This is a genomic window from Campylobacter concisus (assembly GCF_003048605.1).
Taxonomy (GTDB): Bacteria; Campylobacterota; Campylobacteria; order Campylobacterales; family Campylobacteraceae; genus Campylobacter_A; species Campylobacter_A concisus_BM.
On record NZ_PIRX01000003.1, the window covers coordinates 192,949 to 219,856 of the forward strand.

General features: G+C 39.7%; 30 protein-coding genes, 1 pseudogene and 1 CRISPR repeat array (1 of these 32 cut by a window edge). Of the genes and pseudogenes, 24 read left to right on the forward strand and 7 right to left on the reverse strand.

Features of this window, described 5'->3' with window-relative positions:
- Nucleotides 1-59: 59 nt before the first annotated feature.
- The gene (gene rho, locus CVS86_RS03420) at nucleotides 60-1,403 is read right to left on the reverse strand and encodes a transcription termination factor Rho (RefSeq protein ID WP_021092197.1); all 1,344 of its coding nucleotides are present in this window, start codon (nucleotides 1,401-1,403) and stop codon (nucleotides 60-62) included.
- Nucleotides 1,404-1,545: 142 nt separating this feature from the next.
- On the opposite strand from rho, the pseudogene CVS86_RS03425 reads away from it, so the two are divergent.
- From CVS86_RS03425 to CVS86_RS03435, 3 genes and pseudogenes are all read left to right on the forward strand, one after another.
- Nucleotides 1,546-2,651 (forward strand): annotated as a pseudogene (locus CVS86_RS03425) (cation diffusion facilitator family transporter).
- 59 nt (nucleotides 2,652-2,710) lie between these two features.
- A complete protein-coding gene (locus CVS86_RS03430; RefSeq protein WP_141090368.1) occupies nucleotides 2,711-3,229 on the forward strand; it encodes a DUF1566 domain-containing protein in 519 nt (172 codons plus the stop codon).
- A 160-nt stretch (nucleotides 3,230-3,389) separates the two neighbouring features.
- A complete protein-coding gene (locus CVS86_RS03435) occupies nucleotides 3,390-3,713 on the forward strand; it encodes a DUF1566 domain-containing protein (protein WP_103650657.1) in 324 nt (107 codons plus the stop codon).
- Between the two features lie 71 nt (nucleotides 3,714-3,784).
- On the opposite strand, the gene CVS86_RS03440 is transcribed toward CVS86_RS03435, so the two are convergent.
- From CVS86_RS03440 to CVS86_RS03450, 3 genes are all read right to left on the reverse strand, one after another.
- Entirely contained in the window at nucleotides 3,785-4,105 is a 321-nt protein-coding gene (locus tag CVS86_RS03440) for a hypothetical protein (RefSeq protein WP_103650658.1), read from the reverse strand.
- 69 nt (nucleotides 4,106-4,174) lie between these two features.
- Nucleotides 4,175-5,260 (reverse strand): pyridoxal-phosphate dependent enzyme, encoded by a 1,086-nt coding sequence (locus CVS86_RS03445; RefSeq protein WP_103650659.1) that lies wholly within the window; start codon nucleotides 5,258-5,260, stop codon nucleotides 4,175-4,177.
- An 11-nt stretch (nucleotides 5,261-5,271) separates the two neighbouring features.
- The gene (locus CVS86_RS03450; RefSeq protein ID WP_002941830.1) at nucleotides 5,272-5,655 is read right to left on the reverse strand and encodes a RidA family protein; all 384 of its coding nucleotides are present in this window, start codon (nucleotides 5,653-5,655) and stop codon (nucleotides 5,272-5,274) included.
- A 146-nt stretch (nucleotides 5,656-5,801) separates the two neighbouring features.
- Between CVS86_RS03450 and CVS86_RS03455 the strand changes: the two genes are divergently transcribed.
- The 3 genes from CVS86_RS03455 to ccoS are packed head-to-tail and all read left to right on the forward strand — an operon-like array spanning nucleotide 5,802 to nucleotide 9,066.
- Nucleotides 5,802-6,422 (forward strand): transcriptional regulator, encoded by a 621-nt coding sequence (locus tag CVS86_RS03455; protein WP_107790978.1) that lies wholly within the window; start codon nucleotides 5,802-5,804, stop codon nucleotides 6,420-6,422.
- Complete coding sequence (locus CVS86_RS03460; protein WP_107790979.1) at nucleotides 6,419-8,797, forward strand: heavy metal translocating P-type ATPase; 2,379 nt, start codon at nucleotides 6,419-6,421, stop codon at nucleotides 8,795-8,797. The genes CVS86_RS03455 and CVS86_RS03460 overlap by 4 nt, the downstream gene beginning before the upstream one ends.
- The gene (gene ccoS, locus CVS86_RS03465) at nucleotides 8,797-9,066 is read left to right on the forward strand and encodes a cbb3-type cytochrome oxidase assembly protein CcoS (RefSeq protein ID WP_107790980.1); all 270 of its coding nucleotides are present in this window, start codon (nucleotides 8,797-8,799) and stop codon (nucleotides 9,064-9,066) included. The genes CVS86_RS03460 and ccoS overlap by 1 nt, the downstream gene beginning before the upstream one ends.
- Here ccoS and CVS86_RS03470 read toward each other — a convergent pair.
- Nucleotides 9,001-9,609: a LysE/ArgO family amino acid transporter gene (locus CVS86_RS03470; protein ID WP_234399220.1), complete on the reverse strand. Its 609-nt coding sequence runs from the start codon at nucleotides 9,607-9,609 to the stop codon at nucleotides 9,001-9,003. The genes ccoS and CVS86_RS03470 overlap by 66 nt on opposite strands.
- Nucleotides 9,610-9,726: 117 nt before the next feature.
- Between CVS86_RS03470 and CVS86_RS03475 the strand changes: the two genes are divergently transcribed.
- Entirely contained in the window at nucleotides 9,727-11,388 is a 1,662-nt protein-coding gene (locus CVS86_RS03475) for a DNA polymerase III subunit gamma/tau (protein ID WP_107790982.1), read from the forward strand.
- Between the two features lie 420 nt (nucleotides 11,389-11,808).
- Here CVS86_RS03475 and glnA read toward each other — a convergent pair whose 3' ends face one another.
- Both glnA and CVS86_RS03485 read right to left on the reverse strand, forming a co-directional pair.
- Nucleotides 11,809-13,239 (reverse strand): type I glutamate--ammonia ligase, encoded by a 1,431-nt coding sequence (gene glnA, locus CVS86_RS03480; RefSeq protein WP_107790983.1) that lies wholly within the window; start codon nucleotides 13,237-13,239, stop codon nucleotides 11,809-11,811.
- An 87-nt stretch (nucleotides 13,240-13,326) separates the two neighbouring features.
- Entirely contained in the window at nucleotides 13,327-14,106 is a 780-nt protein-coding gene (locus tag CVS86_RS03485) for a histidinol-phosphatase (protein WP_103620664.1), read from the reverse strand.
- A 136-nt stretch (nucleotides 14,107-14,242) separates the two neighbouring features.
- Between CVS86_RS03485 and CVS86_RS03490 the strand changes: the two genes are divergently transcribed.
- The 17 genes from CVS86_RS03490 (at nucleotide 14,243) to CVS86_RS10225 (ending at nucleotide 26,036) form a co-directional block, all read left to right on the forward strand.
- Complete coding sequence (locus tag CVS86_RS03490) at nucleotides 14,243-14,992, forward strand: chemotaxis protein (RefSeq protein ID WP_107790984.1); 750 nt, start codon at nucleotides 14,243-14,245, stop codon at nucleotides 14,990-14,992.
- The gene (locus CVS86_RS03495; protein ID WP_107790985.1) at nucleotides 14,992-16,251 is read left to right on the forward strand and encodes a peptidase U32 family protein; all 1,260 of its coding nucleotides are present in this window, start codon (nucleotides 14,992-14,994) and stop codon (nucleotides 16,249-16,251) included. Before CVS86_RS03490 ends, CVS86_RS03495 begins: the two co-directional genes overlap by 1 nt.
- Nucleotides 16,248-16,742, forward strand: a complete 495-nt coding sequence (gene purE / locus CVS86_RS03500) for a 5-(carboxyamino)imidazole ribonucleotide mutase (RefSeq protein WP_107790986.1) — start codon at nucleotides 16,248-16,250, stop codon at nucleotides 16,740-16,742. The genes CVS86_RS03495 and purE overlap by 4 nt, the downstream gene beginning before the upstream one ends.
- An 11-nt stretch (nucleotides 16,743-16,753) precedes the next feature.
- A complete protein-coding gene (locus tag CVS86_RS03505) occupies nucleotides 16,754-17,227 on the forward strand; it encodes a DUF3972 domain-containing protein (RefSeq protein ID WP_002942132.1) in 474 nt (157 codons plus the stop codon).
- A 3-nt stretch (nucleotides 17,228-17,230) separates the two neighbouring features.
- Nucleotides 17,231-17,647 carry a GyrI-like domain-containing protein gene (locus CVS86_RS03510; protein ID WP_009294001.1) on the forward strand — a complete coding sequence of 139 codons (417 nt, stop codon included), beginning with the start codon at nucleotides 17,231-17,233 and terminating at the stop codon, nucleotides 17,645-17,647.
- A gap of 10 nt (nucleotides 17,648-17,657) precedes the next feature.
- Entirely contained in the window at nucleotides 17,658-18,518 is an 861-nt protein-coding gene (gene glyQ / locus CVS86_RS03515; protein WP_021084368.1) for a glycine--tRNA ligase subunit alpha, read from the forward strand.
- Nucleotides 18,519-18,524: 6 nt separating this feature from the next.
- Nucleotides 18,525-19,247, forward strand: coding sequence for a Nif3-like dinuclear metal center hexameric protein (locus CVS86_RS03520; protein WP_107790987.1), 723 nt, complete (start codon nucleotides 18,525-18,527; stop codon nucleotides 19,245-19,247).
- 16 nt (nucleotides 19,248-19,263) lie between these two features.
- Complete coding sequence (locus CVS86_RS03525) at nucleotides 19,264-19,971, forward strand: zinc ribbon domain-containing protein (protein ID WP_107790988.1); 708 nt, start codon at nucleotides 19,264-19,266, stop codon at nucleotides 19,969-19,971.
- A gap of 8 nt (nucleotides 19,972-19,979) precedes the next feature.
- A complete protein-coding gene (gene waaA / locus CVS86_RS03530; protein WP_107790989.1) occupies nucleotides 19,980-21,116 on the forward strand; it encodes a lipid IV(A) 3-deoxy-D-manno-octulosonic acid transferase in 1,137 nt (378 codons plus the stop codon).
- Nucleotides 21,113-21,871, forward strand: a complete 759-nt coding sequence (locus CVS86_RS03535; protein ID WP_107790990.1) for an RluA family pseudouridine synthase — start codon at nucleotides 21,113-21,115, stop codon at nucleotides 21,869-21,871. Before waaA ends, CVS86_RS03535 begins: the two co-directional genes overlap by 4 nt.
- Before the next feature lie 62 nt (nucleotides 21,872-21,933).
- Nucleotides 21,934-23,274, forward strand: a complete 1,341-nt coding sequence (ffh, locus tag CVS86_RS03540) for a signal recognition particle protein (protein WP_107790991.1) — start codon at nucleotides 21,934-21,936, stop codon at nucleotides 23,272-23,274.
- A 71-nt stretch (nucleotides 23,275-23,345) separates the two neighbouring features.
- Nucleotides 23,346-23,573: a 30S ribosomal protein S16 gene (rpsP, locus tag CVS86_RS03545; RefSeq protein ID WP_009293992.1), complete on the forward strand. Its 228-nt coding sequence runs from the start codon at nucleotides 23,346-23,348 to the stop codon at nucleotides 23,571-23,573.
- Nucleotides 23,573-23,815, forward strand: coding sequence for a KH domain-containing protein (locus CVS86_RS03550; protein WP_009293991.1), 243 nt, complete (start codon nucleotides 23,573-23,575; stop codon nucleotides 23,813-23,815). The genes rpsP and CVS86_RS03550 overlap by 1 nt, the downstream gene beginning before the upstream one ends.
- Nucleotides 23,808-24,338 (forward strand): ribosome maturation factor RimM, encoded by a 531-nt coding sequence (gene rimM / locus CVS86_RS03555; RefSeq protein ID WP_103644171.1) that lies wholly within the window; start codon nucleotides 23,808-23,810, stop codon nucleotides 24,336-24,338. Before CVS86_RS03550 ends, rimM begins: the two co-directional genes overlap by 8 nt.
- Entirely contained in the window at nucleotides 24,335-25,039 is a 705-nt protein-coding gene (trmD, locus tag CVS86_RS03560; RefSeq protein WP_103644170.1) for a tRNA (guanosine(37)-N1)-methyltransferase TrmD, read from the forward strand. The genes rimM and trmD overlap by 4 nt, the downstream gene beginning before the upstream one ends.
- A complete protein-coding gene (gene rplS / locus CVS86_RS03565) occupies nucleotides 25,036-25,392 on the forward strand; it encodes a 50S ribosomal protein L19 (protein ID WP_002941851.1) in 357 nt (118 codons plus the stop codon). Before trmD ends, rplS begins: the two co-directional genes overlap by 4 nt.
- Before the next feature lie 137 nt (nucleotides 25,393-25,529).
- Nucleotides 25,530-26,036 carry a helix-hairpin-helix domain-containing protein gene (locus tag CVS86_RS10225; protein WP_107790992.1) on the forward strand — a complete coding sequence of 169 codons (507 nt, stop codon included), beginning with the start codon at nucleotides 25,530-25,532 and terminating at the stop codon, nucleotides 26,034-26,036.
- A 251-nt stretch (nucleotides 26,037-26,287) separates the two neighbouring features.
- A CRISPR array of direct repeats spans nucleotides 26,288-26,908; the repeat unit is 30 nt; unit sequence GTTTCAAACTCCAACGGAGTAAATTCTAAT (it continues 1,057 nt past the right edge of the window).

The window sequence follows — 26,908 nt, forward strand, 5'->3', positions numbered from 1 at the left end:
GAGTTTATATTTTAAGTGAAAATTTGAGCTCAAAGCAAGCGCTTCAAGCTCAGTTAAATTTACTCGTTTAGGATAGAGAGAAGCTCTTTGTTATCTTTTGTTTTTAGCATTTTTGCGTATAAAAATTTAAGCGCTTCGACGTCGTCCATTGTAGCTATCGCAGAGCGAATAGCCCAAATTTTTTGAAGCTCATCAGGCTTTTGAAGTAGCTCTTCTTTTCTGGTGCCTGATTTTAGCACGTTGATAGCTGGGTAAATTCTGCGGTCTGAGATGTTGCGATCAAGCACGATCTCGCTGTTACCAGTGCCTTTAAACTCTTCAAATATCACTTCATCCATACGTGAGCCAGTGTCGATCAGTGCGGTTGCGATGATGGTTAGCGAGCCGCCATGCTCGATATTTCTAGCTGCACCAAAGAAGCGTTTTGGCTTATGAAGTGCGTTTGCGTCTACGCCGCCTGTTAGCACCTTGCCGCTTGGCGGGGTCACTGTGTTGTAGGCGCGTGCTAGACGGGTTATACTATCAAGCAAGATGATGACATCTTTGCCCATCTCAACTAGACGTTTTGCTTTTTCAATGACTAGCTCTGCTACGCGGACGTGGTTAAGCGCTGGCAGGTCAAATGTCGAGCTAAAAACCTCGCCTTTTACGCAGCGCTGCATGTCTGTAACTTCTTCTGGTCTTTCATCAACCAAAAGCACCATTAGCTGGGCTTCTGGATGATTTTTAGCGATGCCGTGAGCTAGCTCTTTCATAAGCTCAGTTTTACCACTTCTTGGAGGTGCGACGATGAGGCCACGCTGACCCTTGCCAATAGGCGTGAAAAGGTCGAGCACACGGCCCGTTAGCTTCATCGGATCATACTCTAAATTTAGCTTTTCGGTTGGGAAAAGTGGGGTTAGGTTGTCAAAGAGTGGCCTCTCTTTTGCGTCTGCTAGAGGCATATAATTTACCGCTTCGATCTTTAAAAGGGCGTAGTATTTCTCCTGATCTTTTGGCTCTCTTACTTGGCCAGTGATGATGTCGCCCACACGAAGTGCAAATTTGCGGATCTGAGAGTTTGAAACATAAGCGTCGTTTGAGCTGTCACTTAAATTTGCATCAACAGCCCTTAAAAAGCCGTAGCCCTCGTTTGTGATCTCTAAAATTCCAGTAAATAGTATAAAGCCACCTTGTTTTGTCTGGGTTTTTAGTATCTCAAATATCAAATCCTGTCTGCGAAATTCACGTGGATTTTCGACGCCAACGCCATTTGCGATCTGCACTAGCTCGTCTAAGCTAAGCGTTCTTAGCTCTTCGATCTTGTGTCCGTCGACTGGTACGTGGGTTCTTGATGCTTGATGTTTTTTTGTAGTTTTTGTGCTTTGAGCAGCACTTTGCTCGGTTTGGTTGTTGTTTTCCATTTTTCCTCTTTAAATGCGGGGATAAGACTGCAGAATTTCTAAGCTTCAAAAGTTTTTGAAAGTTTTGGCATTTTATAAAAATAAAACTTTGTTGTCAAGAAATGATATAATCTTGCCAAAAATGAAAAGGGATCTCAAAATGATGGATTTTAAAGACGGCAAACGCGAAAAAAATATAATAAAAACGGCGTTTATCGGCATAATTACAAATTTTTTCTTAGCTGGAGCTAAAATTTTTATAGCTATGGTTTCAAACTCAGTTGCATTGATATCAGATGCTATAAATAACATTAGTGATGCAGGCTCAAGTATCATCACGATATTTGGCTCAAAGCTAGCTAGTAAGATGCCTGACGAGGATCATCCGTATGGCTATGGTAGGACTGAGTATATCGGCGGTCTCATCGTCTCGGTTATCGTACTGATGCTTGGTTTTCAGTTTTTAAAAACATCGGTAGAAAATATCTTTGCGCCAGAGCCTACAATCTTTACGATGCCGTTTTTAGTGTTTTTGTTCTGCGCGATATTCGTCAAATTTGCACTTGGATTTTACTACAAAGGATAGGCAAAGAGACCAAGTCTATCTCGCTTAGAGCCGTAGGGCAAGAGGCTTTAGGTGATGCTATCATCTCGTGCGTGATCTTAGTTTCAGCAGCACTCTCATACTTTGCCAACATTCAGATAGATGGCTATGCGGGCGCTTTGGCATCATTTTTTATCATCATAAACGGCGTGCTTTTGATAAAAGAGACCTTTGATAAGATCATCGGACAGCGCGTCGAAAAAGAGATCAGTGATGAAATTTACGCCGCTGTAAATCGCTGTGAGATCGTGCGCGGGGCATACGACTTGATACTGCATAACTACGGCGCGCAGCGTTACGTGGGCTCTATAAATGTCGAGATAGACGAGCATTTGCCACTTAGTGAGGTTTCGCAAAGGCTAAATGAGCTTCAGATCGAGCTATATAAAATTTATAGGATATATCTGGTTTTTGGCGTTTATAGCGTAAATTTAGGTCAAGAAGGGAGCCGTGCCTGCGTGGCAAATTTACTCTCACGCTTTAGCAGTGTGCGTGGATTTCATGCGTTTTTTATAGACACCAAGAAAAAGAGCGTGAGGTTTGACGTGGTGGTTGATTTTGCTGAGAGAAATTTAGGCGAGCTACGTGCTGCGATCGAGCGTGAGGTATCGTTAAACTATCCAGGATATAAAATTTTCATCGTTATAGATAGGGAATTTGCGTGAAAATATTTATTGCCTTGGTATAATTTTGTTGTTTAATAAATATTTCAAAGGAGGATGTATTGAGAAAAACAATAACCGCTTCGCTGGCTTGTGCGCTCTGCTACGGTGCGGCGTTTGGCTTTGATTTAATGGGGTTTGTTAAAGATACTATAGGTATTGAAAGCGGGGTTACGGCGGGCTTTAGCCGGGACAACCGACGAGAGGTCGTCAAAGACGACATTTATAAGCTAATGTGGCAAGACGGCGAGGATATATATCAAGGTACTTATGACGAAGCAGTAAAGTACTGCGAAAATTTAAATTTCGCGGGCTTTGACAACTGGAGATTGCCAACTATAAAGGAGTTAAGAAGCATATCAGATAAAAGTAAATTTAATCCTGCTATTAACAATATCTTTAAAAACACCGCATATACAAAAAGCGATAACAGCGAGATAAAATATGGTTGGTACTGGAGTTCTACTACTGGGTACGCTAGAGATTCATCCAAATGGTTTGTTTTGGATTTTGAAACCAGTGATGAAGATTGGGCATTTTTATTTAGTCGCTGTTATGTTCGATGTGTGCTAGAGTACTAAATTTGAAAATTTAAATACAAAGTGAGAAAATATGAAAAAAAACATAGTTACTTCTTTGCTTCTTTGTGGACTACTAAATGCTGATACGCTAAGCTTAATATGCTATCGTGACAACTATAAGCATGTAGTTATATGTAGTGAGAAAAAGTTAGGCAGATTGATGTGGCAAGATGAGAAACAAATTTTTAAAGGAACATTTGAACAAGCCAGTGAGTATTGTAGGTTAGTAAATCTTGCAGGTTTTGAAGATTGGAGATTGCCTACCATAGAGGAACTCTCAAGTATTACCGATGTGGAAAAATATAATTTAACTATAAATTCGGTTTTTAAGCATTTGCCAGAGCTGGAATATCTTTTTTATTGGAGCTCAACAAAATATATAAAGGATTTATTGTATGTATGGGGCGTAAATTTTAGCGATGGGCATATTGGTTTTAATGGTTCATCTGATCAGTATTTCGTGCGGTGCGTGAGAAATGATTGATTTGGCGGGTTATGCGCCTTAAATTTGTTTTTTATAGTTAAATTTGAGGCTGAAATTTAATGAGCCGAATTTTATTTAAACTTACGACTCATAAATTTTGCGATGTTCAAATTTGCAAGCGTTAAAAATTCGCTCGTAAATTTGCCAGCGTTTTCAAAATGTGAGTTTTGCCAAAAATCTACTGCAAAATTTGACGGCTTTTGCAAAACGTCTGCCAAATTTAGTCCGCTCGGTGCAAAAACTCGGCTATAAAATTTACATGTAAATTTAAGCATCGTAAGTTTGGCTTCATCAAATTTAACTCCGCTAAACACTCGAAAACGAGGCAAAAATCGGCTATCAAATTTGATAGACGATTTAAATTCGTCAAATTTACCGCCAAATCGACGCATCCGTCAAAAAAGACTGCACTCGCTTACATGCGCAAAAAGCAAAAAACTAAAGCGATAAAATTTAAAAAATCAGTGTTCGCTTTTCAGACCAGCGCCGCACATCGAGATGATGCTTTTGCCCTCTATCTTGTGTGATTTTACGTAGCTTGCGTATGCCGCGTAGATCGCTGCTGTGGTGTGCTCGACGTAAAAACCGCGGCTTGCTAGGAAATTTCTAGCTGGCTCAATATCCTCTTCTTTTATCGTGATCACCTCGCGCTCGCCCGCGTAGCGGCTAGCTAATATCTCAGCGCCACGAGCAGGTTTTGCTATCGCTATGCCCTCAGCCAAAGTTGGCTCTGGCTTGATCGCACGTGGCTCGCTTGTTGCCCATAAAAATGGCGCGCACTTTTCGCTTTGAACGATGAAAATTTTAGGTAGTTTTTTGATCGCTCCAGCCTCATATAGCTCATTTAGCGCGATCTGGCTGCCAATTAGCAAGGTGCCGTTGCCAACTGGCAAAAAGAGATTTTCAGGGACAAAGCCAAGCTGCTCGTAAATTTCATATATATATGTTTTGGTGCCTTGGTAAAAAAGCGGGTTAAATACGTGGTTTGCGTAAAATATGCCCTCATCTTTTGCCCTTTTTCTGCAAGCATCTGCCGTCTCGTCGCGCGTGCCGTCAAAGACAACCGCCTTTGCGCCGTAGTACTCAAGCATCTTTATCTTTTTCTCACTTGTGCCTTTTGGGACGTAAATTTCACACTCTATGCCAGCTCTAGCAGCGTATGCGGCGACCGAATTTCCAGCGTTTCCGCTGCTATCTTGCAAGATCTTTTTGATGCCATGAGTTTTACAAAACCAAATAAGCATCACCGCACCCCTATCTTTAAAAGAGAGTGTTGGCATCGCATAGTCCATTTTAAGATAGAGTGCGTCATCAAATTTCACGCTCTTTGTTAGCCCTTCGCCAAGGCTGATATCGCGCCAAAGCTCGTTTTTGATAGGGAAAAATTTGCGGTATCTAAAGAGGCTAAACTCGCGCTGATCGATCAAATTTAGATCAAATTTGGCCGGTTTAAACTCCAGATCATATAGCCCACCGCACTCGCACGCAAATATAGGCGTCTCAAAGTCTGCGCTCTTGCCGCACTTTGAGCAGATAAATTTAGGCATTTTTGCTCCTTTTAAATTTTTCTATCGAGTATCGCTGTAGCTTCGATCTCTAGCAGGCAGCCAAAGTGAAGTTTGTTTGTCGGTACTACGACGCGAGCTGGCTTGTGATCGCCAAAAAATAGCGCATACTCGTCGTCTATCTCGTCCCAAAAGTCGATATCTGGCGTATAGATGCGGCACATTAAGATGTCGTTTCTCGTCGCATTTGCCAGCTTTAGCACGTTATCAAGATTTTTTAAAGCCTGCCTTGTTTGCGCCTTTAGCCCCTCTGGGATCTGCCTAGTCTCTGGGTCCATACTAAGCTGACCTGAGATGTAGAGGATGCCGTTGTGCTCGGTCGCTAAAGAGTAGTGAGCCTTTTTCTTTTTTGAAATTTCTGTTTCGTAAATTTTCATATTTTCTCCTTAAAAATTTAAAAAATTATAGATAAAAAATTATTATTACCACTTAAATTTCATAAATTTTCATAAAAAATTATATTTTTCTTATCGAAAATTTAAAAATATTTTGGCTAAACTTAAACAAAAACAAAAGGCGCCTTATGCACCATATATTAAAGGCATTTATCCCAACGGCAAATCTCATACAAAAAAGCTCGCCATTTGCCTGCGAAGTCGTCCTGCACGATCTCTCAAACCCACAGCGCTCAGTCGTCTATGTAGCTGGAGACGTCACTGGCAGAAAGGTCGGACAAAGCTTTGACCACCTTGTAAGCGAGGTTTTAAACAGCAAAAATTTCAAAGACGACTACGTAGCAAACTACTTTTTTACCAAAGATGAAAAGCTAGTGAAGTCTTCAACCGCCTTCATAAGAGACGAGCTCGGCGAGATCATCGGGGCTATATGCGTAAATGTCGATGCGAGCGTGGCAAAGAGCCTTTTTGAAATGGCTGGGAATTTCTTAAAAACGAGTGAAAATGAGCCAAAGAGCGAGCAAAACGACGATGTGACAAAGATCGTTTTAAATTTGATCGACAAGATCATCGCCAAAAATGAGGGCAAAAAGCTCAAAAAGGAGCAAAAGCTAGAACTCGTGGGCTTTATGAACGAAAAGGGCATTTTTAACATAAAGGGCGCTATCGAGGTCGTAGCAGCCAAGCTAAACGTCTCAAAGATCACGATATATGGCTATTTAGACCAGCTTAAAAAGAAGCGTCCATGAAGTGTAGGTGCGCTCACTGCAAGCAAAGCTTTGATGAAAGCGCGATGATAGAGGCTAAAGGCGGGCTTAAGTTTTGTTGCGTCGGCTGCAAAGGCGTCTATGAAATTTTAAATGAAAGTGGCCTTGGCGAGTTTTACGAGAGGCTTGGCAAAAACACGCTAAATCCTGCAAGTAGCGGCGCAAATGTCAAAAATTTAGCGGCAAATTTTAGTGAGCTGGTGGCAAAAGAGGGCGAGTTTTCTAAAATCTCGCTTCTGATTGACGGTATCACCTGCTCGGCGTGCATTTGGCTACTTGAAAAGGCACTTTTTAGCCTGCCTGGAATTTTGGAGGTAAATATCAACTCGCTTAGTCAAAAGGCGGTCATTGTTTACGATGAGCAAGAGCTTTTGGTGGAGCAAATAATTGAGAAAATTTATGCCGTTGGCTACACTCCAAAGCCCTACGCAGCGAGCCAAAAAGAGGATGAGCTAGTCAAAAAAAGGCGAAATTTCTACGCAAAAGCGCTTGTTGGCGTCTTTGCTACGATGAATATCATGTGGCTGGCGATCGCGCAGTATGGCGGCTACTTTAGCGGTATCAGAAGCGACGTGAAGGATCTTTTAAGTTTCGCGCAGTTTGTGTTGGCAACGCCTGTGCTTTTCTACACTGGCAGCGAGTTTTTTAAAGGGGCAAAAATCGCCATTAAAAATGCCTCACCAAATATGGACCTGCTCGTTATCACTGGGGCTAGCATAACCTATATCTACTCGATCTTTGCGATGTTTACAAGAAGTGGCGAGAGCTATTTTGACTCGGTAGCGATGATCATAACCTTTGTTTTTATCGGTAAATTTTTAGAAATTTTAGGCAAGAAAAAGGCACTTGAGACCTCAAATTTCTTAAGCGATATGTTGCTTGCAAAAGTGTGCGTTTTAGAAGATGGCAATGACATTTTAAAAGAGCCAAAAGATGTAAATTTAGGCGAAAAGATCGTGCTTAGATCAGGCGAAAGGGCACTGCTTGATGGGGTGGTGCTTAGTGGCGAGGCAAGCATAGATAGCTCAAGCTTAACAGGCGAAAGCTTGCCACTTTTACTAAGCTGTGGGGACGAGGTCAAAAGTGGCGTTGTCTGTCTAAACGGGCAGATCGTCTATGAGGCAGGACAAATTTTTAAAAACTCATATCTTAATAAGCTTATAAATTTACTCCAAAACGCAGAGCTAAAAAAGCCAAATATCGAGCTAGCAGTCAATAAAATCGCCTCGAAATTCTCTCTTAGCGTGCTAACTCTGGCATTTTTTACATTTTGGTTTTGGTACTTTAAATTTAGCTTTTCAGAAGCGATAGTGACAGCTGTGAGCGTCATCGTCATCGCTTGCCCTTGCGCGCTTGCCCTTGCCACGCCAGTTAGCAGTGTTTGCGCCCTTGGGGTTGCCTTTAAAAACAAGGTGCTTTTTAAGGAGGCTAAATTTTTTGAAAGCCTTGCAAAGTGCGATGTGGCAGTCTTTGACAAGACTGGGACGCTTACAAAGGCTAAATTTGAAGTGAGCGAGTTTTTTATAAAAGAGGACGTGAGTATTGATAAAATTTACTCGCTTTGCCTCATCTCAAACCACCAAATAAGCGTTGCGGTGGCTGAGTTTTTAAGGCAAAAAGGGGCAAAAAAAGTTGAGCTTGAAAATGCAAATTTAAGCGTGGCAAAAGGGGTTAGTGCTGATATCGCAGGCGAGAGCTTTGTCGCTGGAAGCAAGCGCTTTTTGGCTGAAAATGGGGTGAAATTTGAAGAGAGCGAAGAAAATGTGAGCTTTTTTGTGGGCAAGCAGGGTGAGCTGGTGGCTAAATTTTACCTAAAAGATAGTGTAAAGCCCGAAGCAAAGGCGCTAATAGAGGAGCTAAAGAGTGCTGGCATGAAGGTTTGTATCCTAAGTGGCGACGTGCAAAATGTGGTAAAAAATGTGGCAGATGAGCTTGGTGTGAGCGAGTTTAGAGCAGGGATGATGCCTGATGAAAAGGCTAAATTTATAGCTGGTCTCAAACATCAAGGCAAAAAGGTGCTGATGGTAGGGGACGGCATAAACGACGCAGCTGCGCTAAGCCTTGCTCACGTGGCCATTTGCATGGGAAGTGGCGCGGCGGTGAGCTTAGAAAAAAGCGATGTCGTGTTACTTGATGATAGCCTTCAAAGCCTTGCAAAAGCGGTGAAAATTTCAAAATTTACCTATAAAACGATAAAGCAAAATTTACTCTTTTGCCTGCTTTATAACGCCCTTAGCCTGCCATTTGCTGTCTGTGGCTACGTCATGCCACTATTTGCCGCGCTTTTCATGTCGGCAAGCTCGCTAAGCGTCATACTAAACTCGCTTTTTATAGTTAGAAAATTTAAGGATAAATAGTGGATACAACGACTCTTGCGATGCTTGTTTTTATCTCGGTTTTGATGGGGGCGGCCTTGCTTTTTGGCGTGCTTTGGGGGATAAAAAATAGGCAGTTTGAAGACTACCGCAAATTTTTAGACGGAGCGAATTTGGACGATGAAGACGCGCTAAATGAAGCCTACCAGCTCGAACTTCGCAAAAAAGAGGCGCTAAAAAAGAGGCTAGAAGCTAGCAAAAAGGAGCATGAAAGCAAGGGCGAGCATGACGAGGCCGACAAAAAACTCTAAAATTTTCCATGAGATGGGCCTTGCAAAAATAGGCGCTAAAAACCTAGCCAGATAGCCAAGTGCGAAGAAAAAGCAAAATGAGGCAAGGCTAGCTCCCACGCCAAAGATCAAATTTTCATCTTTAAATTTGGTAGAAACCGAGCCTATTAGGATCATCGTGTCAAGATAGACGTGAGGATTTAGCCAAGTAAAAGCGAGCGTTAAAAGGATGTTTTTCTTTAAATTTGATCTGGCATAATCGCTGCTGGTATCCATGCTAAGATCTTTAAAAAAGCACGTGTGAAAGTTCATTAGCGCGTAAAAAAGTAAAAATAAAAAGCCACCATATAGGGCGATTTGCTTGATGATAGAAAAATTTTGCACGAGGCTACCAAGCCCAAAAACTCCTGCAAAGATCAAGAGGGCGTCGCTAATGGCGCAAATAAGGCAGATGATAAAGATATTTTCTCTTTTGATGCCCTGTTTTAGCACAAATGCGTTTTGCGCGCCAATGGCTAAAATGAGCGATAAAGAGGTGAAAAATCCAGACAAAAATGCTTGCAAATTTATCCTTCTAGCTAAAGTTTGGCTTAAATTTAGCAAAATTTAACTTTATCATAACCATAAATTTATGCCTTTTTTTATAAAATCAGCAAATTAAAATTGCAAAAAGGAAAGCAGTTGCAAGCACTAGCCCTAAAATATCGACCAAAAAATTTTGACGAGCTCATCGGACAAGAAGCCGTAAGCAAGAGCCTAACCCATGCACTTGATGAAAATAGAGTGAGCCATGCTTATTTGTTTTCAGGCCTTAGGGGAAGCGGTAAGACATCTAGTGCTAGGATATTTGCAAAGGCTTTGGTCTGCGAGAAAGGGCCAACTTCTAGGCCTTGCGAGGTCTGCGCGCAGTGCGTGATGGCAAACGAGTCGCGTCACATGGACATCATCGAGATGGACGCAGCCAGCCACAGAAAGATCGACGACATAAGAGAGCTCATCGAGCAGACAAAATACGCTCCTACGGCTGCTAGATATAAAATTTTCATCATCGACGAAGTGCATATGCTAACAAAAGAGGCGTTTAATGCCCTTCTTAAAACGCTTGAAGAGCCGCCAAGCTATGTTAAATTTATCTTAGCGACCACCGATCCGCTCAAGCTGCCAACGACAGTGCTTTCAAGGACGCAACATTTTAGATTTAAACAGATAAGCAGATATGAGATCGTAAAACACCTTGAATTTATCCTTAGTAAAGAGGGCGTGAGCTACGAGAGGGAGGCGCTTGAGATACTAGCTAGAAGTGGCGGCGGCTCGCTAAGAGATACGCTAACGCTGCTTGATCAAGCTATCATTTATGGCGCTAGTAATATCACAAAATCAAGCGTGGCAGCGATGCTTGGACTTCTTGATCCAAGTAGGATCGAGCAGATCATCGAGCACGTCGCAAATGCCGATAAAAACGCCATTAGAGTGCTTGTGACCGAGCTTGAGACCTATGAGCCAGAGATGATCATAGATGAAATTTTGGCAAATTTAAAGCAGAGATTTTTAGACAACGACCCAAAATTTTCGCTTCTTATATATGAGAGATTTTTTAGGATTTTGGCGCAGGCAAAGTCGATGTTAAGCGTGTCAAGCGACAACGGTTTTGTGCTGATGCTTATGCTTTTTATGATGATAGAGGCGCTAAATTTACAAGATATCGATGAAGCCATAAAGCTTGCTAAGAGCGAGCCTAGCGTGGCTGTGATCGAGCCAAAAGCTGGCGTGAGTGAGCAAATTTTAGCCATAAAAGAAGCGCCAAAGACGCCATACGAGCAGTTTGTGGCAAAAATTTATGATAGAAGTTTTGAGCTTGGTGAAATTTTTAAAAATCACATAAGTTTTAGCTTTTTAAATGAAAATGAGCTTGGCTTAGTCGTCAATGCAACTGGCGATGAGCTGGCATTTTTCAAAAAAAGTTGGGGCGTAATGCATGAAATTTTACATACAATTTTTGGTAAAAAAATCAAGATCGTAAATGCTAAGACGCAAATTCCTGCCCCAAAGCCTGAGCCACAAACTCCGCCACAAGAGCCACAGGATAAATATAGCTACCTTGACGAGGAGATCGCCAAGATAAAGGCTAGGCAGCAAGACGAGCAAAAAGATGAGCCAGCAAGCGAGCCTGCTGCGTCTGAAAATAGGGTAAATGCGCTATCTCAGCCTCAAAATGACTTTGCAAAAGAGCTGATGTCGCTAAGTCAGAGTAAAAGCCCAGAGGAGCTTAAAAAGCAAAGAGAAGAGAGCGTGATAAAAGAGGCAAATAGGCTCTTTGGACAGCCTGAAGTGCAAAATAGCTAGGGATTTGGCTTTTTGCAAATTTGCTTGATTTTGCGCTTTAAATTTAGCTTTTTGGCGTAAATTTCTAAATAAAAGTTTTTTAATGAATTTATTTGCTGCTATCCTGATTAAATGAAATCCTAAATTTATATTGCAAATTTAAAAGAGCTAGGGCTTATTAAATTTGAGCTTTTAATGAGGCAGATAAATTTAAAATTCTGGCAAATTTACCCCTTGTTTGCAAAATCAAATTTAGCTCAAATTTATGTGCTATGACTATTTTTATCTATAAGCTTTAAATTTCTAAATTTATATGAGTTTAGTCTTACTAAATTTTAAATTTATTCTTGTGTGTAAAGCCAAATTTAGACCAAAATTTAACTATATAGACTTTATATTTAAAAAAAATCCCCAAGCCCAAAAAAGCTTGGAGATTGCGTTTTAGCAAGAGAAGCAAGTCTTAAACTCATAAGCGGTTGGACGTGCTTCGTAAGGCCAAACCTGAGTTTCAAATTTCATGTGCTGATAAGTGTCGATGAAAAGATCGCTCATTATCGGTTTTAGGTATTCGTTATCGCGGATAAGCGCTTCAAGGCTGCCACGAAGTGTGTGTGGTAGCTGCTCGATGCCGCGCTCTCTGATCTCATCGAGGTGAAGTTTAAATAAATTTTCATCCATCGGACCAACTGGCTCGTATTTGTTTTTAACGCCGTCAAGACCCGCCATTAACATCGCTGAGAAGGCTAGATAAGGGTTTGCTGTGCTATCTGGAAATCTCATCTCAGCCCTAACTGACTTCTCGCCAGCTCCGTAGGGTATGCGGATGCTCGCTGAGCGGTTTTGGCTAGAGTAAGTGAGGATAGATGGCGCTTCAAAGCCTGGGATTAGGCGTTTGTAGCTGTTTGTGCTTGGGTTTGTGAAGGCTGCAACGCTTCTTGCGTGTTTTAAAACGCCGCCGATGTAGTATCTTGCAAAGTCGCTTAAATTCGCATATCCGCCCTCTTTATAAAATAAATTTTTGCCGTCTTTCCAGACAGACTGGTGCACATGCATGCCGCTGCCGTTGTCGCCATAAAGCGGTTTTGGCATAAATGTAACTGTTTTGCCGTTTAGGTGGGCTACCATGCGAACGACGTATTTGTAAATTTGAACGTTGTCAGCAGCCTCGACCAGGTTGCCAAATTTCACGCCGATCTCGCCTTGACCTTGTGCGACTTCGTGGTGTCCTAAAAATACTTCAAGGCCAACTTGTTCTAAAACTTGCATCATTTCAGCCCTTAGATCGACCATGCTGTCGATTGGCTGGGTCATCAAGTAGCCGCCTTTTCTGCGTGGGCGGTGACCTGTGTTGTAGCTATCTTTAAAGTCTGCAGCGTCGTTCCACTCGCCTTCTTCGCTATCTACTTGATACATCGCGCAGTTTGGGCTGTCGATGATTTTGACGTTGTCAAATACAAAAAATTCATTCTCAGGGCCAAAATATGCCTCGTCGCCAAGCCCACTATCTTTTACATATTGCATCGCTCTTTTTGCGATCGAGCGAGGACATTTTTCATAAATTTGACCTTTGTAAATGTCGTAGATATCGCAAAAAACGACGACTGTGATATCAGAGGTAAATGGGTCCAAAAACGCAGATGTCGCTTCTGGCTTCATTATCATATCGCTCTTGTCGATTGGCTGCCAGCCGTTCATCGAGCTAGCGTCCATTGGGATGCCGTTTGTGAAATTCTCTTTTGTAACAGCTTTTATGTTGTAGCTTATGCTGTGCCAAGCGCCGTTTAGATCGGTAAATCTAAAATCTACAAATTTAACTTCATTTTCTTTGCAAAAATCAAAAAAATGATCGATGTTTTGGACAAATTTTCCCATTTTTTATCTCCTTCTGGTTTTTAATTTTCGTATTGTATCACAAAATTTTATATTTAAGATTATTTTTATATTTTATTTGACCCCAAACTAAAATTTTACTAATTCTCTATCTCTATTTTTAAATATCGCACACTTTGAATACCCCAAATTTCTAGCTATCTGCTCGCAAATTTCGCCGTTTTTACCGATATCTTCTTTGGCATGAGCATCTGAGCCAAAGGTAATAGTGATGTCATTTTCAGCGATTAGCTCAAGTAAATTTACGCTTGGATATTGCTCGCCGATAGGCTTTCTAAAGCCAGCTGCGTTTATCTCGACTACCAAATTTGCCTCTTTTATCGCTTTTACCGCGTTTTTGGCCAGGATCCTGACATCTTTTTTGGGTAAAAATTTAAATAGTTTTAAAAGATCGATGTGCCCCATGATGTCAAATTTACCAAGTCTAGCCGATCTTTCTATATGGTCAAAATACTCCTGCCAAATTTGATCCAAGTCTTTGCCCTCGTAACCGCCGATAAATTCAGGGTTGTCAAACGCCCAGCCGTTAAAAAAATGCACAGAGCCTATTAGATAATCAACCTTTCTAGCAAAAACTCGCTCGTCCATAAAGCCATCTAAAAAGTCCATCTCGTAGCCAAGCAAAATTTCTATCTCGCCGCTAAATTCATCTCTTAAACGTAAAATTTCGTCTTCGTAGCTTTGCATCTCTTCAAATTTCATCCTATAAGCTTCATCGTAGTTCATCGGCGCGTGATCGCTAAAGCCAAAGTATTTTGTGTCAGCTTTTATGGCGCATCTCACAAATTCTAGCGGTTCGCCAACTGCGTGGTTGCAAAGAGGTGTGTGGTTGTGAAGATCGACGGTCATTTTTAGCCTTTTAAAGTCGTTTATTTTTCAAAAATGCTACCTAAAATTTGATAAATTTAAAGATAAACGCATACTTTTTAAACTTTCTTTTTATTTAAATCCTATATAATCAAGGCAAATTTTATTAGGAGCTTTTATGACCCAAGAGGAACTTGACGCGCTTATGGCGGGCGGATTAGAGGATGATTTAGGTGATACTAAAGATGCCAGCCAAGAGGTCGCGGACGTCAAAGAGGAAACAGACGAGGTAGCAGAAGTTGCAGAGGCAATGAGTGCTAAAGCAGATGAGCCACAAGCAAATAGTTCAAAACATGGCGAAAACTACAGAGTGAGCGCAGACGGTGTTTGGCCACCGCCACCACCAACTGAAGACCACAAAATGGTGCATCAGCTTGACGATGTGACAAGAGATAGCGAAGAGAAAGCTACTCAGATGTTTGACAAGCTTGAGACGATAAATAACTTTTTTATGGACGCTGAGAGCGACTCAAATAGCCTAAAAGAGGCGATAAACTCAAATGTTGAGCTATTTACGACACTAAGTGAGAAATTTCCAAATATTGCTGCATTTAGCGAGGCTTTAGAGAAAAACAACGCACTTCTTGGCACGATCGATAACATCATCTCAAATTTACAAATGGGACAAGATGAGATCATGATGGCTATGGATATGATGCAGTATCAAGACATCCACAGACAAAAGATCGAGCGTGTTATCAACGTTATGAGGGCGCTTAGCAAATATATGAATACCTTGTTTGAAGGTCGTATCGATGATGATAAACGCGTGGGATCTGCTGTTCATATCGCTGGTGATACAACGACTGAAAACCTTGTCAGCAACGACGACATCGAAGCCTTGATAGAAAGTCTAGGTAAAAAATAGTGCTAAAAAGGCCTGAGCTTTTATCTCCAGCTGGAAATTTAACAAAACTTAAAATCGCCCTTGAATACGGAGCCGACGCTGTTTATGGCTCGGTGGCTAGCTTTTCGCTAAGGACTAGATCGGCAAGGGAGTTTAACCTTGAAACATTCAAAGAGGCGATAGACTACACTCATGCAAAGGGAAAGAAATTTTATGCGACCATAAATGCCTTCCCTTTTAACTCTCAGATAGAACCGCTAAAAAGGCACTTGCAAACCATCTCAGCGATGAAGCCAGACGCCTTTATCATCGCAACTCCAGGCGTTATGAGCCTAGCAAAAGAGATCGCTCCAGATATCGAGATACATCTCTCTACTCAGGCAAACGTTATGAACGTTTTGGACGCTAAAATTTATCACGATATGGGCGCAAAACGCATCGTCGTGGCTAGAGAGATGAATTTAAAAGATGTTATAAAGATAAAAGAGGAAATTCCAACTCTTGACATTGAAATTTTCGTCCATGGCTCTATGTGCTTTGCCTACTCTGGCAGGTGCTTGGTAAGCTCAGTGCAAAGCGGACGTATGTCAAACCGCGGCAGCTGCGCAAACGACTGCAGATTTAAGTATGAACTCTACGCCAAAAACGAAGAGAGCGGCGTGCTTTTTCGCTTAGAAGAGGACGAAAATGGCACTCATATCATGAACTCAAAGGATCTTTGCCTCATCTCGCACATCAAAGAGATCGTTGATAGCGGTGTCATTGATAGCTTTAAGATAGAGGGCCGCACAAAGAGCGAGTACTACGCAGCTTGCACTGCAAGAGCCTATAAAATGGCGATAGATGATGCTATGGATGATAAATTTGACGCGCAAATTTATGAAAATGAGATAAATACACTGAAAAATCGCGGCTTTACAGATGGCTACTTGGTTCATAGACCTTATGAGCGAACCGATACGCAAAATCACACGAGCAGCCTAGAAGAGGGCACTCATCAGGTAAATGCCATAAGCGAAGACGGTGAGTTTTTTAAATGTAAATATAAAATTTTCCCAGATAAGGGCTATGAGATCGTGGCGCCAACTGGCTCACACATAGACGATAGTGAAAATGAAATTTCAAAGGTCTATTCGCAAGATGGCAAGAAATTTATCAAATTTAAGCAACTCATCACCAAAAAAGGCAAGGTCATGAGCGAAATTCACAGTGGCAATGAAAATGAGATAAACCTCGGCGTTAAGCTGCCAAAATTTAGTTTTTTAAGGGAGAAAATATGAAATTTGTTTCTATTATAATGGGAAGTAAAAGCGACTATGAGATCGTTAGCGAGACGGCAAAGACTCTGGAGAAATTTGGCGTAAAATATGAACTGATAATCAGCTCAGCCCACAGAAGCCCAAAAAGAACTAGCGAGTATGTCGCAAATGCCGAGAAAAAGGGCGCAAAAGTCTTCATCGCAGCTGCTGGCATGGCAGCCCACCTAGCTGGAGCGATCGCTGCAAACACAACAAAGCCAGTGATCGGCATACCAATGGCAGGATCGGCTCTAAGCGGTGTTGATGCACTTTACTCAACTGTGCAAATGCCAAGTGGCATGCCAGTGGCAACCTTAGCCATTGGCAAGGCTGGCGCGATAAATGCAGCCTATCTTGCGGTGCAAATTTTAGCCCTTGAAGATGAGGGGCTAGCAAGCGCGCTAAAGGCCGACAGAAAGGCAAAGATAAAGGCCTTAGAGGAAGACTCTTCAAAGGTTGAAGTGATACTATAAAAGGAGAAGCGGTGCAGACCTATCTTGGAGTTGATGAATTTTGCAAACTTGTGCACTTGGAGCGCGAAGTTATCGAGGATATGATAAATCGTGGCGTTTTAAAAACCAAAGAGGAAAACGGAGAAATTTTGATAGAAGCGAGCGAGGGAACGATGAGCGTGGTGCCTAGTGTTTCGCAAAATTTATCCTTGCAGCCACAAAGCCAAGATGGTTTTAGCTTTGTGGAAAAGACGATTGGCACGATACTAAATTTACACGAAAAGGTGCTTGACGCAAAAGATGAGACGCTTGAGACCTTAAGAAATGAGAATAAATTTTTAAAAGAGGCGCTCATTTCGATGCAAGAGCTCTATGACGAGGATAGAAAAACGGTCGAGACGCTTACAAAACAGCTTAAAATTTCACAAGATGAAGTTGAATTTTTAAAACGAAAATACAAGCTCATGTGGAACCAAGCGGTTGAAAATTTTAACGGACAAAAGTAGTTTATGAAGATTATAAATTTAGATGATAGCTTTGAAATTTATGGAGTAAAAACTCGCACTAAAAATGAAGATGAAATGGACGGCAAGGGCAAAATTCCAGCTTTATGGTCTAAATTTATGGGCGAGCTCTATGATGGCAAGAGCGAAATTTATAGCGTTTACTGCAATTACGAAAGCGATTTTAATGGACATTACGATAACTTTATCGGCACAAGATCACGCCAAAAGGGTGATGAAAATTTAGATATACAAAGCGGAAAATACGCTCTTTTTAGCTTTGCAAATGAGCCACAAAATGTTGCAAAATTTTGGGGTGAAATTTGGAGATATTTTGAAAGTAGTGAGCTAAAAAGAACCTATAAAACGGACTTTGAAAAATATCTAAAAGATAAAATAGAAATTTATATATCAATAAAATAAAAGGCACAAAATGACATTTTCACAAATAATACTAACGCTTCAAAACTATTGGCAAGAGCAAGGCTGCGTCATACTTCAGCCATACGATATGCCCGCAGGCGCTGGTACATATCATCAAGCGACATTTTTAAGAAGCCTCGGACCAAAGCCTTGGGCGACTGCCTACGTAGCTCCAAGCCGCCGACCGACTGATGGCAGATACGGCGAAAACCCAAACCGCCTGGGTGCTTACTATCAGTTTCAGGTACTCATTAAACCAAGCCCAGAAAATATCCAAGAGCTTTACCTAAAAAGCCTTGAAAGACTTGGTCTAAATTTGAAAAATCACGACATTCGCTTTGTTGAAGACAACTGGGAGAGCCCGACACTTGGTGCTTGGGGGCTTGGCTGGGAGGTCTGGCTAGACGGCATGGAAGTTACGCAGTTTACATATTTTCAACAAGTTGGCGGCATCGCATGCGAGCTAATCTCTGGTGAGATAACCTACGGCCTTGAGCGCTTAGCTATGTATTTGCAAGATGTAAACAGCGTCTATGACATCGTTTGGGACGACTCTAATGGCAATATCGTAACCTACGCTGACGTTCATAAGCAAGGTGAGTATGAGTGGAGCAAATATAACTTTGAAGTGGCAAATGTCGATATGCTTTTTAACCAGTTTGAAAACGCATTTAACGAGTGCAAACGCTGCTTGGAGGCTAAAATTTCACTGCCAGCCTACGACTACTGCATGCTTGCGGCTCATACATTTAACGTCCTTGACGCGCGTGGAGCGATAAGCGTGACGCAAAGACAAGACTACATCTTAAAAATTCGTGAGCTTGCAAAAGAGTGCGCGCTAACATATAAAGAGAGCTTAGAGCAAAAGTAAAATTTGATGAAAATAGCTGAAATTTATAAAAAATTAGATGAAATTTGCCCATTTACGAGCCAAGAGTCTTGGGATAATAGCGGCTTGCAGGTTGGCTCATTTGATAGTGAGTTTGAGCGAATTTATCTAAGTCTTGATCTTGATAGTGAATTTTTGCAAAGCGTAAAACCAAACTCACTTATTATTACGCATCATCCGCTCATTTTTAAAGGGCTAAAGTGCCTAGACTACAGCCTTTATCCAAGCTCGCTTATAAGAGAGATGATGATAAAAAATATCTCGCTTATCTCGCTTCACACAAATGCCGATCTTGCATTTTTAAATGAAAAATTTGCGACGCAGGTTTTGGGGCTTGAAATTTCAAGCAAAGATGGCTTTTTGATCTACGCTGATGTGAATATGAAATTTAGCGAGCTTTGCAAATTTGTAAAAGAAAAACTTGGACTTGAAAATTTAAGAGCAGTTTATGCAAAAGATGAAATTTCTAAAATTTGCATCTGCACTGGAAGCGGCGCAGATCTCATGCAAGATGTCAAAGCAGATGCCTTTTTGACAGGCGATCTAAAGTATCACCAAGCCCTTTATGCAAAGGAAAATGGACTAAATTTGATCGACATAAACCACTATGAAAGCGAGCGTTATTTTAGTGATTTTTTAGCAAAATATTTGCAAAATCTAAAAATTGAAGTTATAATAAGCAATTCTAAAAACCCATTTACATATTGCTAATAAAAAAGGAAACATTATGAATAAATATTTGCAACAATTAGTTGAATTATCTGATCTTGACAAACAAATAGACGGCTTCACGCCGCGCATACAAGAAGTAGAAAAAGCCTATAAAAGCATAGAAGAAGAGTGTGAAACTATAGCGGTTAATATAGAGAGACTTGACGAAGAGGTAAATGATCTAAAATCACAAAAATCAGGCACAAACGCTCATATCGCTGAATTTAGCGCCAAGATCAAAGACGTAGCTAAAAAAAGCTCGAGCGCTAAAAGCGAAAAAGAGATAAAAGCGCTAGGTCTTGAAGAAGATATCGCAAAAGAGCAACTTGAAGCAGCAAATGAAGAGATCGCTAGACTTGAAAAACTAATTGACAATAAAAATGCTCAAAAAGATGAGCTAAACGCTAAAAAAACAGAGCTTGAGGGAAATTTAGAAAAGATAAAAAGCGAGGTTTCATCTGAGCTTGAAAAGATCGAAAAAGAGCGCAAAGAGGTTTATGCTAAAAAAGATAAGCTTGTCGCTGCGATGAACCAAAAGATCCTAGCATTTTATGAAAAGATCAGAAAATGGGCTCACAACACAGCCGTTGTGCCTGTTAAAAAACAAGCTTGTTATGGCTGCTTTATGCAGATAAATGATAAAACTTTCTCTGCGGTTGTAAAAGGCGAAGATATCGTTACTTGCCCGCATTGTGGCAGAATTTTATATAAACAAGAGCAATAACACGTTTCGTGATAATAATATATTATTTTTTAGCCTCAATACTCTACTTTTTTGGGGCTATTTTTCTACTTTTATTAAGTTTCAAAAAAAAATACCATAGATCGATCCCAGCACGTTTTTTTCTCTTTGATAATCCAAAATTTCAAGATGCAGATGTGCATTTTCACGCTTGCTCGTTTGGCGAGGTCCAAGCACTTAAACCTTTGATGCAAAAATTTGAGAGCAAAGCCATAAGCGTGGTAACAAATACGGGCTTTGAAGCAGCAAGTAAAATTTGTTCTAACACAAGGTTTTTACCATTTGAAATTTTCTTGCCATTTTGGCTAAAAAAGAGCAAAATTTTAGTCATTTTTGAGGCTGAGCTTTGGCTTATGCTAGTTTTCATGGCGAAGCTAAAAGGCAGCCGTGTGATCCTTATAAACGCTAGAATTTCAGATAGAAGCTATAAAAGCTACTTAAAATTTAGCTTTTTTTATAGATATCTTTTTAAATTTGTAGATAAAATTTACGCCCAAAGCGAGCTTGATAAAGAGAGGCTAAAGTCGCTTGGAGCTGGTGAAATAGAGGTCGTTGGCAACATAAAAGCTGCATTTTTGCCAAGCGTGAGTAGAGTTTATGAAAAGCCAAAAGCTAGAGTGATCGTGCTAGCAAGCACGCATGCGGGCGAAGAAGAGATGATTTTGCAAAATTTAAATTTAAAAGAAAACGATCTATTAATCATCGCACCACGCCACCCTGAGAGATTTGTGGAGGTGGAAAAGCTAGCTAGCGACTACGCTAAAAAGTATGATTATAGCTTTGCTAAATTTAGTCAAACACATAAATTTGAAGCAAAGGTAAATTTGCTTGACACTTTAGGCGAGCTTGTAAATGTCTATGCTATTAGCGATATAGTCGTGCTTGGCGGCAGTTTTGTGCCAAATATCGGCGGGCATAATCCAATCGAGTGCGCACAATTTAACCCAGTGGTAATTAGCGGCGAGTTTATATTTAACCAAAAGGCGTTATTTGGCCTAGTTGAAAACATCTACATCGCAAAGGTCAGCGAGATCGGCGGCATAATGGGTAGTGATGCCAAAAAGAGCAAGATCGCCGTGCAGGCCAGCGCTGATGCGATCATAGAAGATATAAGGAGTACTTTATGAGTGAAGAAAAAGCGTATAAAATTTTAGCCAAACAAAAAAATATCTCAAACAACGAGGCAAAGGAGCTAATCGACAGCGGACTAGTCTATGCCAAGGGGCAAAAGGTGATGATAGCTCGTGCTTTGATGAGTGAAAACACTAAATTTAATGTCGAAGAGATGCCAAAGCCAAGCGTTATCTTTGAAGATGAAAATTTAATAGCCATCAATAAACCAGCTGCAATAACTAGCGAAAAAATCAGCCAAATGTATAAATTTCCGCTTCTTCACAGGCTCGATAAAGACACAAGCGGCGTGCTGCTTCTTGTAAAAAATGATGAATTTGCGAGCCTTGCCATAAATGAGTTTAAAAATATGAAGGTTGAGAAAATTTACGTGGCCGCAGTTAAGGGTATCATGAGCGAGGAAGTGGTCGTAAATGAGCCGATCTTAACGATAAAAAATAAAAATGGTGCCTTTTCAAAGATCTCAAAAGATGGCAAAGAGGCGATCAGTGAAATTTCACCGATCATGGTTGTGGGTAAAAAAACGCTGGTAAAAGTGGTCATAAAAACAGGCAGGACGCATCAGATAAGGGTGCATTTGGCTAGTTTAAATTTACCGATAGTTGGCGATGAGAAATACGGCAAAAATAGGGCAAATAGAATGTTTTTGCATGCCTATTCTATCGCCCTTTTAAATTATAAATTTAAAGCGCCGATCCCAAAAGAATTTAACTCTCTCGGATTTGAGCTGTCTAATAAATTTGAAATTTAAAGAGCAATAAAGAAATTATTTAGTAATATACGCCCTTTAATAACAACTTAGAAAGGTGATTAGTGTTTGAACAAATTAGCGAGTCTTTTAGATTAGCCGTTAGCAAGATACGTTTTGTAGATGACGAGAAAGCTCTAAAAAACGCACTTGACGTGCTTAAAAAAGCTCTTTTAAAAGCTGATGTTCATCATAAAGTCACCAAAGATCTACTCGCGTCTATCGAAAGCGAACTAAAGCAAACTGGCGTTGGCCAAAAGAATTTCTTAGATGCGATCAAGTCAAATTTAACGACTATCTTAACAGCTCCTGGCAACCAAGGCTTTGTCTATGCGCCAGTTGCGCCAACCATTGTTTTGATGGCTGGCTTGCAAGGTAGCGGTAAAACAACGACAACTATCAAGCTTGCAAACTATCTAAAACTAAGAAAGAAAAAAGTTTTAGTTGCAGCTTGTGATTTACAAAGATTAGCAGCGGTTGAACAGCTAAGGCAGCTCTGCGTTGCAAATGAGATCGATCTTTTTTATATAGAAAACGAAAACAACCCCATAAAAGTAGCAAAAGAAGCACTAGAAAAAGCAAAAAGCGGTCTTTATGACGTGCTTTTGGTGGATACCGCTGGTCGTCTTGCGATCGATGAAAAGTTGATGCAAGAGATAAAAGATGTAAAAAATGCGATAAATCCACATGAAATTTTCTATGTAGCTGACGCTATGAGCGGACAAGATGCTGTAAAAACAGCTACAAGTTTTAATGAAATTTTGGGAATTTCTGGAGTTATCCTTTCTAAATTTGACTCTGACTCAAAGGGTGGCGTAGCTATTAGTATCGCAAAACAGCTAAATATTCCACTTAGATTTGTCGGTACTGGCGAGAAAGTAGCTGATATCGAGAGTTTTATACCAGATCGTATCGTAAGCCGTATAATGGGCGAGGGCGACTTAGCTACTTTGGTTGAGAAAACATCGACTATTATCGATGAAAAAGAGGCAAAACGTCTAAATCAAAAGATAAAAAAAGGTCAATTTAACTTTAATGACTTTTTGGATCAAATGGAAAGCGTTAAAAAGCTTGGTAGCATGAAGTCTTTGATGGGGATGATACCTGGACTTTCAAATATTGCAAATCAGATAAAAGATATAGACCTTGATAATTCAAAAGAAATTTTGCATATTAAGGCTATGATAAATTCTATGACGCAAAAAGAGCGTGAAAATCCAGACCTTTTAAACAATAGCAGAAAAAGGCGTTTGGCAGCTGGTTCAGGACTATCTCAAGTAGAGGTAAATCGCTTTTTGAAGCAGTTTGAAAATGCCTCAAAGCTTGCTAAGAAATTTTCAGGAAAGGGCGGAGTAAAAGGACTTGCAAACATGCTTTCACAAGCAAATTTAAAAAGACCTGTTTGATAAAAGGGTTTAAATTTGGATATTTGTTATCTAAATTTAAGCTTTATTTAAAAACAAGAGGAGAATATAATATGGCAACAGTAGTAAGACTAACAAGAATGGGACGTAAAAAAAGACCTTTTTATCGTATAGTTGTTACAGATAGCAGAAAAAGACGCGACAGCGGTTGGATAGAGAGCATTGGTTATTACAACCCTATGGTTGAGCCAAATGTTATAAATTTCAACAAAGAGAGATTGGATTACTGGAAAAGCGTCGGTGCTAAACTTAGCGACAGAGTTGCACAAATTACAAAATAATGGTTGAAAATTTTTTATACGAATACGCCAAGCTTATAGCTGATTTTCCTGAAAAGGTGACTATTGAGCGTCAAGAGCTTGGTGAAAATTTTGTCGAGATCATTATAAGTGCTGATAAGGTTGATACTGGAAAGCTTATCGGTAAAGATGGCAAAATGATAAATGCTATAAAGACCGTTATTATTGGCTGTAAAGCAAAAGACAATACAAGTTATAGAGTAACGGTAAAAGCTATTGAATAGTGATATTGTTGAAGTCGCTACCATCGGGAGATGTGTTGGTTTAAAGGGCTATTTAAAGCTTCACAACAAGAGCGACTTCCCAGAGCAATTTAAAAAAGGTGCAACCTTTTTTGATAAAAACAGTGTTCAGCTCATCATAAAAGATTATAACAAACAAAAAGAGCTGGTTTTGTTTGAAAAATTTGATGACTTAGACCTTGCTAAAACACTTGTAAACAAAACTATTTATACCACAAAAGAGCTTACTAGAAAAAACTGCAAACTAAAAAAAGATGAATTTTTTCAGTTTGATATCATTGGATTAAAAGTTGTAGAAAATGGCGAAATTTTGGGTATTGTAGAAGATATCCAAGATAATTTTGCAAATTCACTTTTATACATAAAAACTGATGAAGAGCTTATTACAGCTGGCAAACCAAAGAATTTCTACATTCCATATTTGGAGCGTTTTATCGAAAGCGTAAATTTAGATAGTGGAGAGATTTTAGTAAAAGGCGCTAGAGATATCTTAGAAAATTCATGAAATTTACGTTTATTACACTTTTTGAAAATTTAGTCAAACCTTACTTTTGCGATTCTATTTTAAAACGTGCGATTAGCAATAAATTTATAGAAATTGATTTCATAAATCCAAGAAATTTTACCAATAATAAGCACAATAAAGTTGATGATTATATGATCGGAGGTGGAGCAGGGCTTTTGATGTTTCCACAGCCTTTGGATGAGTCGATCAAATTTTTAAAAGAAAAAGACAAAAATGCCCATGTTATTTTCTTGACGCCAGCTGGTAAAAAATTTAGTCAAAATGACGCGAAAAGGCTCTCTAAAAAAGATCATATTTGTTTTGTCTGCAGTAGATATGAAGGTCTTGATGAGAGGGTTGTTGAGCTTTGGGCAGATGAAGTTTTTTGTATAGGTGATTTTATTTTAACTGGCGGAGAGCTGCCTGCACTTTGTATGAGTGACGCGATATCAAGAAATGTGCCTGGAGTTTTAGGAAATGACATGAGCCTTGAAGTAGAGAGTTTTGAGGATGATTTGCTTGAAGCTCCATCTTTTACAAAACCTGATAATTTTAAATCCCTCTTTGTGGTTTCAGAGTTTTTAAAGGGTAATCATGCTAAAATCCACAATTTAAAAAACAAGATGGCTCACTGCAAAACAAGGTACTTTCGCCCTGATTTATATCAAAAGCTAAAGCCACATAAACAAGGAAAAACATGAGAAATAAATACATTGAAGCGTTTGAAAATGCTCAAATTGCTGGTAAGAATATCCCTGACTTCCGTGCAGGAGATACATTGCGTGTGGCTACTCGTATTCACGAGGGAGACAAAACGAGAATTCAAAATTTTGAAGGCATTTGTATAGCTAGACGCGGTAGCGGCACTGGCGAAACATTTATCATCAGAAAAATCGGTGCTAACAGTGTTGGCGTTGAGAGAATTTTCCCAATATTTAGCGATTCTATCGAAGAGATAAAGGTTCTTAGAAAAGGTCGTGTTAGAAGAGCTAAACTATTCTATCTACGTGAACTACGCGGCAAAGCAGCTAAGATCCGCGAACTTAGAAAATAAAACTTTTTCCCTGAAATTTTTCAGGGACTCTCTCCTATAAACTATATTTAAAATCATTTTTATATTACTTCATATTTATACTTCATTAATCACTCTTTGCTAGAATTTTACCTCAAATTTACTTTTAAGGAATGGAAATGAAAAAAATTTTGATTTCACTTGCAGCTATTGCGTCTTTGGCTATGGCAGCAATCAATCTAAACACAGCTACAAAAGAGGAACTTATGAGTCTTGATGGCATTGGCAGTGCAAAAGCAGATGCTATCATCGAGTATAGAAAAGCAAATAAATTTAACTCAATCGACGATCTCAAAAATGTAAATGGTATCGGCGATAAAACTTTTGATAACCTAAAAGGTGAAATTTCTACTACTGGCAAGAGCGAAATAAGCGAAAAAGCAAAAGTTGGCAAGAAGAAAATGGATGAGGCAAAAGACGAGATGAAAGAAAAAATCTCTGATAAAAAAGATAAATTTAAAAAGAAAGCTTCTAAAACTAAAGAAGAGCTAACTTCTAGTAAAGAAGATGAAACTAGTATAAGCGAAAAAGATAAAGTTGTTGACAAAGTAAAAGAAAAGAAAGAAAAAGCTGCTTCAAAAGCTAAATCTAAAAAAGAAAAACTTAAAGAAAAACTAGAGAAATAAAACATTTTAAAACCTACTTGTATTTACAAGTAGGTTTTATAAATTCATATATTTTTTTGTTTTAATTATAATTGATAAAAAATTTCATTGATCCGATAATTTGCTTTATTTTAATCTTTGGTCAAGGTGTTTTTCTAAATTGTGTCAAAATAGCTGCCATCTAACTTTGCCAACTAAAAATTTGTATGGAACTGCCCCAAAAAAAACGACTATCAAAAGAGTTATTGCGGTTTCGCTAATCATGTTTGGTGGGTTTTAACTCCAACGGAGTAAATTCTAATTATATAGAAACCGCATAGGCTACTTTTCAAGCAGAAGTTTCAAACTCCAACGGAGTAAATTCTAATCATAAGCCCTAAATCTAGGTCACAGCGTAGAACCGCTGTTTCAAACTCCAACGGAGTAAATTCTAATCAAGGCATTTTTAAAGAGCGTGTGGGCGATTAATCCATTGTTTCAAACTCCAACGGAGTAAATTCTAATAGTATCTCTTACGATAAATCTCCACCTATCAGTAGCATTTCAAACTCCAACGGAGTAAATTCTAATGAAAACTCGGCGATAAACGGCGATAGTGGCTGGCGGTTTCAAACTCCAACGGAGTAAATTCTAATTAGAATTTACCGAGTAACCGACTACTCACAAAAACGTTTCAAACTCCAACGGAGTAAATTCTAATAACTGGCTTAAAATTTTATTGACATCTTCAACAACGGTTTCAAACTCCAACGGAGTAAATTCTAATAACACTTGAAATTTATAAAGAAAAGGCGGAGTATGAGTTTCAAACTCCAACGGAGTAAATTCTAATGTCAAAGGGAGTATATGCGCTCTTTTTCTTTTGTATTTCAAACTCCAACGGAGTAAATTCT

Bases quoted from the DNA above. Each gene is read 5' to 3' on its own strand.
- rho (WP_021092197.1), bottom strand. From the start codon at position 1,403: ATGGAAAACAACAACCAAACCGAGCAAAGTGCTGCTCAAAGCACAAAA.
- CVS86_RS03435 (WP_103650657.1), top strand. From the start codon at position 3,390: ATGTGGCAAGATGAGAAACAAATTTTTAAAGGAACATTTGAACAAGCC.
- CVS86_RS03440 (WP_103650658.1), bottom strand. From the start codon at position 4,105: ATGCGTCGATTTGGCGGTAAATTTGACGAATTTAAATCGTCTATCAAA.
- CVS86_RS03445 (WP_103650659.1), bottom strand. From the start codon at position 5,260: ATGCCTAAATTTATCTGCTCAAAGTGCGGCAAGAGCGCAGACTTTGAG.
- CVS86_RS03450 (WP_002941830.1), bottom strand. From the start codon at position 5,655: ATGAAAATTTACGAAACAGAAATTTCAAAAAAGAAAAAGGCTCACTAC.
- CVS86_RS03455 (WP_107790978.1), top strand. From the start codon at position 5,802: ATGCACCATATATTAAAGGCATTTATCCCAACGGCAAATCTCATACAA.
- CVS86_RS03460 (WP_107790979.1), top strand. From the start codon at position 6,419: ATGAAGTGTAGGTGCGCTCACTGCAAGCAAAGCTTTGATGAAAGCGCG.
- glnA (WP_107790983.1), bottom strand. From the start codon at position 13,239: ATGGGAAAATTTGTCCAAAACATCGATCATTTTTTTGATTTTTGCAAA.
- CVS86_RS03485 (WP_103620664.1), bottom strand. From the start codon at position 14,106: ATGACCGTCGATCTTCACAACCACACACCTCTTTGCAACCACGCAGTT.
- CVS86_RS03490 (WP_107790984.1), top strand. From the start codon at position 14,243: ATGACCCAAGAGGAACTTGACGCGCTTATGGCGGGCGGATTAGAGGAT.
- purE (WP_107790986.1), top strand. From the start codon at position 16,248: ATGAAATTTGTTTCTATTATAATGGGAAGTAAAAGCGACTATGAGATC.
- CVS86_RS03510 (WP_009294001.1), top strand. From the start codon at position 17,231: ATGAAGATTATAAATTTAGATGATAGCTTTGAAATTTATGGAGTAAAA.
- glyQ (WP_021084368.1), top strand. From the start codon at position 17,658: ATGACATTTTCACAAATAATACTAACGCTTCAAAACTATTGGCAAGAG.
- CVS86_RS03520 (WP_107790987.1), top strand. From the start codon at position 18,525: ATGAAAATAGCTGAAATTTATAAAAAATTAGATGAAATTTGCCCATTT.
- CVS86_RS03525 (WP_107790988.1), top strand. From the start codon at position 19,264: ATGAATAAATATTTGCAACAATTAGTTGAATTATCTGATCTTGACAAA.
- CVS86_RS03535 (WP_107790990.1), top strand. From the start codon at position 21,113: ATGAGTGAAGAAAAAGCGTATAAAATTTTAGCCAAACAAAAAAATATC.
- rpsP (WP_009293992.1), top strand. From the start codon at position 23,346: ATGGCAACAGTAGTAAGACTAACAAGAATGGGACGTAAAAAAAGACCT.
- CVS86_RS03550 (WP_009293991.1), top strand. From the start codon at position 23,573: ATGGTTGAAAATTTTTTATACGAATACGCCAAGCTTATAGCTGATTTT.
- trmD (WP_103644170.1), top strand. From the start codon at position 24,335: ATGAAATTTACGTTTATTACACTTTTTGAAAATTTAGTCAAACCTTAC.
- rplS (WP_002941851.1), top strand. From the start codon at position 25,036: ATGAGAAATAAATACATTGAAGCGTTTGAAAATGCTCAAATTGCTGGT.
- CVS86_RS10225 (WP_107790992.1), top strand. From the start codon at position 25,530: ATGAAAAAAATTTTGATTTCACTTGCAGCTATTGCGTCTTTGGCTATG.